Annotated in this window: 11 protein-coding genes; 6 read left to right on the top strand and 5 right to left on the bottom strand. The window is 68.5% G+C overall.

Annotated elements, in window-relative coordinates; translation table 11 throughout:
- Positions 1–312: hypothetical protein (locus JS521_RS17085; RefSeq protein WP_205083850.1), on the top strand; the 312-nt coding region annotated here is incomplete at its 5' end.
- Between the two features lie 87 nt (positions 313–399).
- On the opposite strand, the gene JS521_RS17080 is transcribed toward JS521_RS17085, so the two are convergent.
- Positions 400–1,038, bottom strand: coding sequence for a class I SAM-dependent methyltransferase (locus JS521_RS17080; protein WP_205083849.1), 639 nt, complete (start codon positions 1,036–1,038; stop codon positions 400–402).
- Positions 1,039–1,115: 77 nt separating this feature from the next.
- Here JS521_RS17080 and JS521_RS17075 point away from each other — a divergent pair, with 77 nt between their 5' ends.
- Genes JS521_RS17075 through JS521_RS17060 form a run of 4 tightly spaced genes read left to right on the top strand, consistent with a single transcriptional unit; the run spans position 1,116 to position 4,148 of the window.
- Positions 1,116–1,574: a proline dehydrogenase gene (locus JS521_RS17075; RefSeq protein ID WP_205083848.1), complete on the top strand. Its 459-nt coding sequence runs from the start codon at positions 1,116–1,118 to the stop codon at positions 1,572–1,574.
- Positions 1,568–1,732: a hypothetical protein gene (locus JS521_RS17070; protein WP_239487395.1), complete on the top strand. Its 165-nt coding sequence runs from the start codon at positions 1,568–1,570 to the stop codon at positions 1,730–1,732. The genes JS521_RS17075 and JS521_RS17070 overlap by 7 nt, the downstream gene beginning before the upstream one ends.
- On the top strand, positions 1,729–3,561 hold the full coding sequence (locus JS521_RS17065; protein ID WP_205083847.1) for an alpha/beta hydrolase: 1,833 nt from the start codon (positions 1,729–1,731) through the stop codon (positions 3,559–3,561). Before JS521_RS17070 ends, JS521_RS17065 begins: the two co-directional genes overlap by 4 nt.
- On the top strand, positions 3,558–4,148 hold the full coding sequence (locus JS521_RS17060) for a hypothetical protein (protein WP_205083846.1): 591 nt from the start codon (positions 3,558–3,560) through the stop codon (positions 4,146–4,148). Before JS521_RS17065 ends, JS521_RS17060 begins: the two co-directional genes overlap by 4 nt.
- Before the next feature lie 25 nt (positions 4,149–4,173).
- On the opposite strand, the gene JS521_RS17055 is transcribed toward JS521_RS17060, so the two are convergent.
- Positions 4,174–4,353 carry a DUF397 domain-containing protein gene (locus tag JS521_RS17055; RefSeq protein WP_205083845.1) on the bottom strand — a complete coding sequence of 60 codons (180 nt, stop codon included), beginning with the start codon at positions 4,351–4,353 and terminating at the stop codon, positions 4,174–4,176.
- Positions 4,350–5,177, bottom strand: coding sequence for a helix-turn-helix domain-containing protein (locus JS521_RS17050; protein WP_307847899.1), 828 nt, complete (start codon positions 5,175–5,177; stop codon positions 4,350–4,352). Before JS521_RS17050 ends, JS521_RS17055 begins: the two co-directional genes overlap by 4 nt.
- Before the next feature lie 82 nt (positions 5,178–5,259).
- Between JS521_RS17050 and JS521_RS17045 the strand changes: the two genes are divergently transcribed.
- Complete coding sequence (locus JS521_RS17045) at positions 5,260–5,694, top strand: hypothetical protein (protein WP_205083844.1); 435 nt, start codon at positions 5,260–5,262, stop codon at positions 5,692–5,694.
- Positions 5,695–5,772: 78 nt separating this feature from the next.
- Here the strand turns inward: JS521_RS17045 and JS521_RS17040 are convergent, their stop codons facing one another.
- A complete protein-coding gene (locus tag JS521_RS17040) occupies positions 5,773–5,967 on the bottom strand; it encodes a hypothetical protein (RefSeq protein WP_086672836.1) in 195 nt (64 codons plus the stop codon).
- A gap of 130 nt (positions 5,968–6,097) precedes the next feature.
- The gene (locus JS521_RS17035; protein WP_205083843.1) at positions 6,098–6,883 is read right to left on the bottom strand and encodes an SAM-dependent methyltransferase; all 786 of its coding nucleotides are present in this window, start codon (positions 6,881–6,883) and stop codon (positions 6,098–6,100) included.
- Positions 6,884–6,905 lie beyond the last annotated feature (22 nt).

Here is a 6,905-nt window from a genome sequence, read left to right as displayed (position 1 = left end):
CTCGACCTGCGCGTCCGCGCCCAGCGCATCCAGATCGACGAACTCGTCGTCGACGACCCCCGCCAGGTGCTCGCCCACGCCCGGCAGGCCGCCCTCGACGACCCGGAAACGGCAGAGCAGTTGGGGTACAGCGCCACGGAACCGCTGCCGCTCCCGGACGCGGCCGCGCTGCTGTGCGCGCTCTACGAAACGGACGCCCTCACGGCGATGGGCCTGCGCCTCACGCGCCACACGACCCGCGTCTCCGCCTCGAACCAGCAGACGGAGCCGGTCTCGTTGGTGCGGTCGACGGCTCCGGACCCGGAGGGCTGATCTCCCCGGAGGGCGCGCCTGTTACGCAGCCCGAACCCGGCCGGCCCCGGCGTGGATGGTGCCGGAGTGGACGAGCCGTGCGACACGTCATGCCGACTCGAACACCAGGCGGCTCCAGCGGACGCCGTCCCGGCCGTGAAGATCGGTCCGCTCGCCGCGGTGCACGGCCCGCAGCCCGTACGCACGCCCCAGCAGGACCGTCTCGGCGGCCGACACGTCGAACATGCGGCGGCCCGCGGGAACGGGGCCGTGGCGCAGATTGACGAAGAACCGGCCGCCCGGCACCAGCAACGAGGCGATTCTGGCCATCCCGACGCGGCGCTCCTGCTCATCCAGGTGCATCCACACAGCGGTGGCGAATACGGCGTCGAAGCGGCCCGGATGACGGTGCAGCGGCAGGTCGGGCAGGGCGTCGTCGACCCAGTCGACCGTACGGACGCCATGGATCCGCTGTCCGTGCGCGCGCAGCTCGGCGGTCGGCTCCGCCGCCACGACCCGGTGCCCACGCGCAGCCAGCGCCGCGGCGTCCCGCCCGGTGCCGGCGCCCACGTCCAGGATGCGGGCGGGCAACGGGGGAAGCAGGTGCAGCACGTCACGGTGGACCGCCTCGAAGGTGACCTGCTCGTACTGGACGGCCAGCGCGTCGGCGGCTTCGGCGTACCCGGCAGTGCTCCTGACGCTCTTGGCCGAGCCGGTCACGTCCCCGGAAACCACGTGGTCACTCATGGCAGGAGAGGGTAGCGGCGCCGGTCGCCTCGCATCGGGCCGCCCCGATGAGCGACACGCACGGCAGACTGTGGCGCATGGACTCAGGACTGGCCGCGCTGCTGGGCGCCGCCGTCGGCTGCGCCGCGACCCTCGGGGCCGCGGTGGTCACCGGCCGTTCCCAGGCCCGGTCCCAGCAGGCCCAGCAGAGCCGCCAGCACCGCCGTGACGCGTACGTCCGCTACCTCGGCGCGCTCCACGACCGCGACCTCGCGATGGACGCCGTACTGGACGCGCTGCGGGCGGACGACCGGCCCGACCTGACCGCGATCGGGGATCTGACGGCCCGCTTCGTCACCTTGGCCAGCGAGGTCCACCGCGCCTGCGAGGCCGTCATCCTGGAGGGGCCCGCACCCGTGGCGGCCGCAGCGGAACGGGTCACGAACGCCTCGGCCGATCTCTCGTACGTCATGCGGCGCATGGCCGAGAACGCCCGAGCGGGCGACACCACGAGCAGGGCCGAGGACTCGGCCCTGGCCGCCGAACGGGCGTGCTGACGTCCTGGGAAGAACGCCTTCAGGCGGTACGGAACGAGTGCGATCAGCTCCAGGGGGACCTGCTGACGGTCGCCAAGAAGATGGGGGAGACGGAGACCGCGATCAAGACGTCCTTCAAGGGTTCCCACACCTCCGGGAAGGAGGACGAGAAGCGATGACCGGAACCCTCACCTGGCAGCTACTGCGTGACCTCAAGACCTCTGAGCTCACGGGGGCCGGCGACGCGTGGCACGAGGTCTCGGGCCGTTCTGCCTCCGACCGGGCACGGGTCGACCGTGCGATGTCCGCGAAGCTCCGCGAGACCGAGGAGAGCGAGTCGGCGGAGGCGGCCCTCGGCAGGTTGCGACGCCTCAGCCGGAACTTCCAGTACGTGCACACCGAATGCGGGCTCGTCCGTACCGCGCTCAACGGGCTCGCCGGCGATATCGCCGAGCCCCAGAACCAGTTGAAGCAGGCACTCGCGGATGCCGCCGCCCTGAACTTCACCGTCCACGAGGACGGGTCCGTCAGTTACCCGGCCGTCGAGGTCGAGGATGTGACCGGGGCGAAGCGGGACGCGTCGGGCGGAAAGGCTCAGGGAAGCTACCGCCTCCCGCTGGAACCGCCGGGCCTCGGCTCGCCTGGGCAGCAGTCGCTGCATCCCGGCTATCCGCGCTTCAAGCAGGCGAACCCGAATGCGGAGAAGGCGCAGGACGTGGCCGACCGTATCGCCCGAGCCGTACGATCCGCGCGGGAGATCGATGCCCGGTACGCGAAGACCCTCAACGGTCTCAAGGCGGAAAAGGGCCTCGACGTCACCGCGGCCACGCTGAAGGACGTCGCCCGGGATACCGCCGACGTCCGCTCCACAGCCGGTATGCACCTCGCCGAGGACGTTCCTGAGGACAAGAGCCCGGCCGAGCGCAAGAAGTGGTGGGAGGGTCTGACCGACGAACAGCGTCAGGAGTACTTGAAGATCGCACCGGATCTGATCAGGGGTCTGGACGGCATCCCGGCGGTGACCCGCGATGAGGCGAACCGCACCTACCTGCCGGTCCTGATGGACGACTTGGCTCGGCAGGGCGGCGACGAGGCCAAGACCAAGCTTGACGCCCTCCGCATGATCCAGGGGAAACTGAGCGAGCCGAGCCACCCGCCCATGTTCCTTCTGGGAATCGGGGATGAGGGCAACGGGCGTGCGATCGTCTCGTACGGGAACCCAGACACCTCCAAGCACGTCTCGGCGTACGTCCCTGGTCTCGGCACCAAGCTCGATGGCGACTTCGTCAAAGGCACGATGAAGCGGGCCCAGGACACGGCCATCGCTGCCCAGGATGTGGACCCGTCCAGTGCCTCGATCATTTGGCTGGGCTACGACGCCCCACAGAGTGCGGACGTGATGGTGAGGGGCGATGCGCAGCGGGGCGCTCCGGCGTACAACGAGTTCATGGCAGGCCTCTCGGCGACGAACGCGAACGAGGACCCGCACGTGACAGCGATCGGGCATTCCTACGGCTCGCTTACGGTGGGCACGGCAGCCAAGGAGTCCGGCGGGATTCCGGGCGTCGATGATGTGATCCTGCTCGGCAGCCCCGGCGTGGATGCGCAGAAGGCGACGGAACTCGGGGTGGGCAGGGAGCATGTGTTCGTCGGCGCCGCCGACAACGACCCGGTCACCCACCTGCCCACGAAGGCCGAGACGGCGCTCGGATGGGCGATGGGAAGCGCACTGGGAGGTCCGCTCAGCGGTCCGGTGGGGATCGAAGTAGGACGTGACCTCTTCGACGTCGGCAACGACGACGTGTACTTCGGCAAGGACCCGGCGAGTGAGGCCTTCGGAGCACAGCGCTTCGAGGTCGGCGACGGGCCGAGGATGGTCTTCGAAGCGGGAAAGTTCGACGCCCACTCCCAGTACTTCGATCCGGAGCTGGATGAAGTGTCGGTGGACAATATCGCCACCATCGTCGGCGGACGTCCTGAGGACATCGTGAGGGAGAAGCATCGATGAGGCGCATCACGCGGGCTATTCGCCTGGCCTGTGCGGTGGTTGTGGCTGGCGTGCTGATTGCCGGGTGCGGGCTCATGGGTGGTGCCAGGAACGGAAATGGGGCTTTGGCAGGCATGGACATGCAGGGGGCGGCGGAGCGCGCCGATGGGATGTTCTACGCGACGGTCGGGGAGATCAAGCCGGGGATCGAGTGGGTCCACTACACGACGACGACCGGCAGCTGCGACGTGACGCGCTACTGGACCGTGATGACGGTTGTCTCCGAACAGCGCCGGGGTAACTTCCTCGGCGTGGTCGAGCGGTCCTGGAAGGCGAGCGGCTACCGCATCAAGACAGTGAATCCGAGCAAGGACATGCCAGCGATCTACGCCACATCCCCGGACGGCTTTGGCATCAGAGTCAAGGTCGGCTACAAGGGGCAGGCATTTTTCCGGGTCACCAGCCCCTGTGTGGACGAGTCGAAGGTGGCCGAACCTACGAAGGTGGCCACCGGTCGCACGTACGAAGGTAGGCCCTCCACCCCCAACGTCCGCTCCGACTCTTGGTCCGTCGAGGCCCCGGTGCCGGGCCCCGCCCCCTCGTCCTGACGCCCAGGGCCTTCCCCTGCCTTGTTCAGGACGCCGCGAACTCCACGAAGGACGTCCAGGTGTCGGGGGAGACGGCGAGCGCGGGGACGCTGAGGTCCTTGGAGTCGCGGACGTGGACGGTGTGGGGGCAGGTGGCTACCTCTACGCAGTCGCCGCCCTGGTTTCCGCTGTAGGTGGACTTGAACCAGTGGAGGTCGGTACTCACAGTTCCTCTGCCATCTTCTCGATCTTCTCCTGGGACCTGTCCGGAGTGTATGCCTGAGCCCGCAGCAGTCCATACTTTCCGAACAGGTTCCCCAGCGCCGGATGTTCGGTGACGAAGAAGCTGCCTCCCTGCCCTTCGATGTAAGCCATGCGCTGGCGCTCCGCGTTTTCGAGGAGCACGAAGGGTCCGTCCAGAGCTGGGTGGTTCTCCACGTCCTCGGGCATCAGTTGGATCTGGACGTGCCGCAACTGGGCTAGCGACGCGAGATGGAGCAGTTGCGCCTTGCGGACTCGCCTGCCGCCGATGGGCCGGGTGAGCGCAGTCATCTCCAGGACGAAGCTGATGTCGGGCAGGGGCTTGCGCGAGAGCAGGCTCTGGCGAGCCAATCGACTGGCCAGCTTCTCCTCGATCTCGTCGTCGTCGAAGGTCGGATACTGGCCCGCGAGGACCGCTCGTGCGTACGCCTCCGTCTGGAGCAGCCCAGGCATGACGTGCGTCTCGTAGGCATGGCGAACGGTGGCCCTCGCCTCCTCTTCCGCGAACGGCGTGAACCACCCCGGCAGCGGGTTCCGCCGCTCCGTCTGCTTCGGCGGTTTCGGCGCGGCGACGATCAACGCACCCTGTGCACCCAGCACCTCGTCCGCCCGCTGCACGAAAACGTCCGTCGGCGGACGGGCGCCCCGTTCCACCATCGCGACCTGGGACTTGGAGTAGCCGATCCGCTTACCCAGCTGATCCTGTGACAGCCCGGCCAGCACGCGGAAGTGCCGCAGCAGCAGACCGAACATCTCGGCAGTGCTTTCCGGCTGATCACTGGAGTGCACGGGCTCACCTCACATGTACACCACTGTTCACAACGCGCTTGTGACCCTGGTCACCGTACGTGTCTGCCGCAACGCTGAGCGCATGGAACTGAAGAATTCACCGGATCCGGTCCCCTTCTGCCCCTCCTGGATCCCCGCCTCCGGCCACGCCCTCCGCCACGTCGGCATCCACTTCGACGCCGTACGGGCCATCGGCCTGCTCGGCGAGGAAATCGCTTACGAGGTCATGCAGTTCACCGACTTCCAGGCCGGCCCCATCGTCCGCTCCGGCATCGGCGAGCGCAGCATGTACTTCCTGCTCGCGCCCGGGACCGCCGCCGGGCACCGGTGGCCTCCCGGCGTGGAGGCGATGAGCCGGAGCGCGCGGGGGGACGCGTTCGTCGGGGTACCCGCGCTGGGCGGCGGCACCTGGCCGCTGGACTGGCGGTCGCGGCCCACGGTCCAGGACCCCTTCGTGGACGGTGCGCTGCTGCACGAGATGGCCTGGTTGCGGGCAGGGTGCACCGTAAAGGAATGAGCGAGGCGTCAGCTCTCCTTCCGCGCCCGACACGGCAGTGCCAGGAGCACCAAAGGGGCCACCTCTCCGCGCCCGTTCTCAGGCGGTCGGCCCCGTGCGGAGCCGCCGTACGTCCACCACGAGCGCGTACACAGCACCGAGGAAGGCAGCGGCTCCGAACACGAGCCACAGAACCGTGGCCCCGGAGCGGTACTCACGAACGGCGAGAGCGAGAAGCAAGACACTGGCGAAGACGCCGAAGACCGAGATCAGAGCGCTGATGCGATGGGTCACACGCACATCATCGACGACAGCCTCGGCCGGCGGAAGTGATCCGAGGCGGAAGTGATCCAAGGACGGCATGGTCCCGAAGGTGCAGCCGGCACTTACGCCGGCTCACCCTCGGAGTGCGCGAGGCTTCCGGCTACGGGACCCGGGCCACCGCGACGTACATGCCGCTGTGCTCCTGCTCGGGCGCGGGCGTTCCGTTGAACCACTCCGGGGCCTTCACCAGGCCGGGGGTGACGATCTCCAGGCCCTCGAAGAACCGGGAGAACTCCTCCCTCGTCCGCAGGGCCAGTTGGATGCCGCCCTTCTTGTACTCGTCCGCGCTCTGCTCACCCTTCTCCTCGTTCACGTCGGACGCGCCGTGGGACAGCACGACGTAACTGCCGGGCGCCATCGCGTCGGTGAACGTACGGAGGATGTCGATCGGCTTCTCGGCGTCGGGGAGGAAGTGGAGGAGGCCGAGCACGGACAGGGCGATCGGGCGGTCGAAGTCCAGGGTCTCGCGGGCCGCGTCGATGATGATCGCGGGCTCGCGGACATCCGCGTGGACGTAGTCCGTCACGCCGTCCGGGCGGCTGACCAGCAGCGCTTCGGCGTGGCGCAGGACGATGGGGTCGTTGTCGCAGTAGACGATGCGGGCGGAGGGGCGGATCTCCTGGGCTATCTGATGCAGGTTCGGCTCGGTGGGGATGCCCGTCCCGATGTCGAGGAACTGCGTCACACCCTGGCCCGCCAGCCACGCCGTCGCGCGGTGCATGAAGGCCCGCTGCTGGTGGGCCCCGATCTTCGCCTCGACGGGAAGGAGCTCGGCCACCTGCTGGTCCACCGGGTAGTTGTCCTTGCCGCCCAGCAGGGCGTCGTAGACCCGGGCCGAGTGCGGCTTGCTGGTGTCGATCGGGGGGTGAGGCGCCTGTGCCGTCATACCGAACTCCAGATACACGTGG

The organism is Streptomyces durocortorensis, from assembly GCF_016901035.1.
Classification (GTDB): domain Bacteria; phylum Actinomycetota; class Actinomycetes; order Streptomycetales; family Streptomycetaceae; genus Streptomyces; species Streptomyces durocortorensis.
Note: the sequence above shows the minus strand (reverse complement) of the source record. Positions and strands in the feature narration are given on the sequence as shown.

Bases quoted from the DNA above. Each gene is read 5' to 3' on its own strand.
- JS521_RS17075 (WP_205083848.1), top strand. From the start codon at position 1,116: ATGGACTCAGGACTGGCCGCGCTGCTGGGCGCCGCCGTCGGCTGCGCC.
- JS521_RS17065 (WP_205083847.1), top strand. From the start codon at position 1,729: ATGACCGGAACCCTCACCTGGCAGCTACTGCGTGACCTCAAGACCTCT.
- JS521_RS17045 (WP_205083844.1), top strand. From the start codon at position 5,260: ATGGAACTGAAGAATTCACCGGATCCGGTCCCCTTCTGCCCCTCCTGG.
- JS521_RS17080 (WP_205083849.1), bottom strand. From the start codon at position 1,038: ATGAGTGACCACGTGGTTTCCGGGGACGTGACCGGCTCGGCCAAGAGC.
- JS521_RS17035 (WP_205083843.1), bottom strand. From the start codon at position 6,883: ATGACGGCACAGGCGCCTCACCCCCCGATCGACACCAGCAAGCCGCAC.
- JS521_RS17060 (WP_205083846.1), top strand. From the start codon at position 3,558: ATGAGGCGCATCACGCGGGCTATTCGCCTGGCCTGTGCGGTGGTTGTG.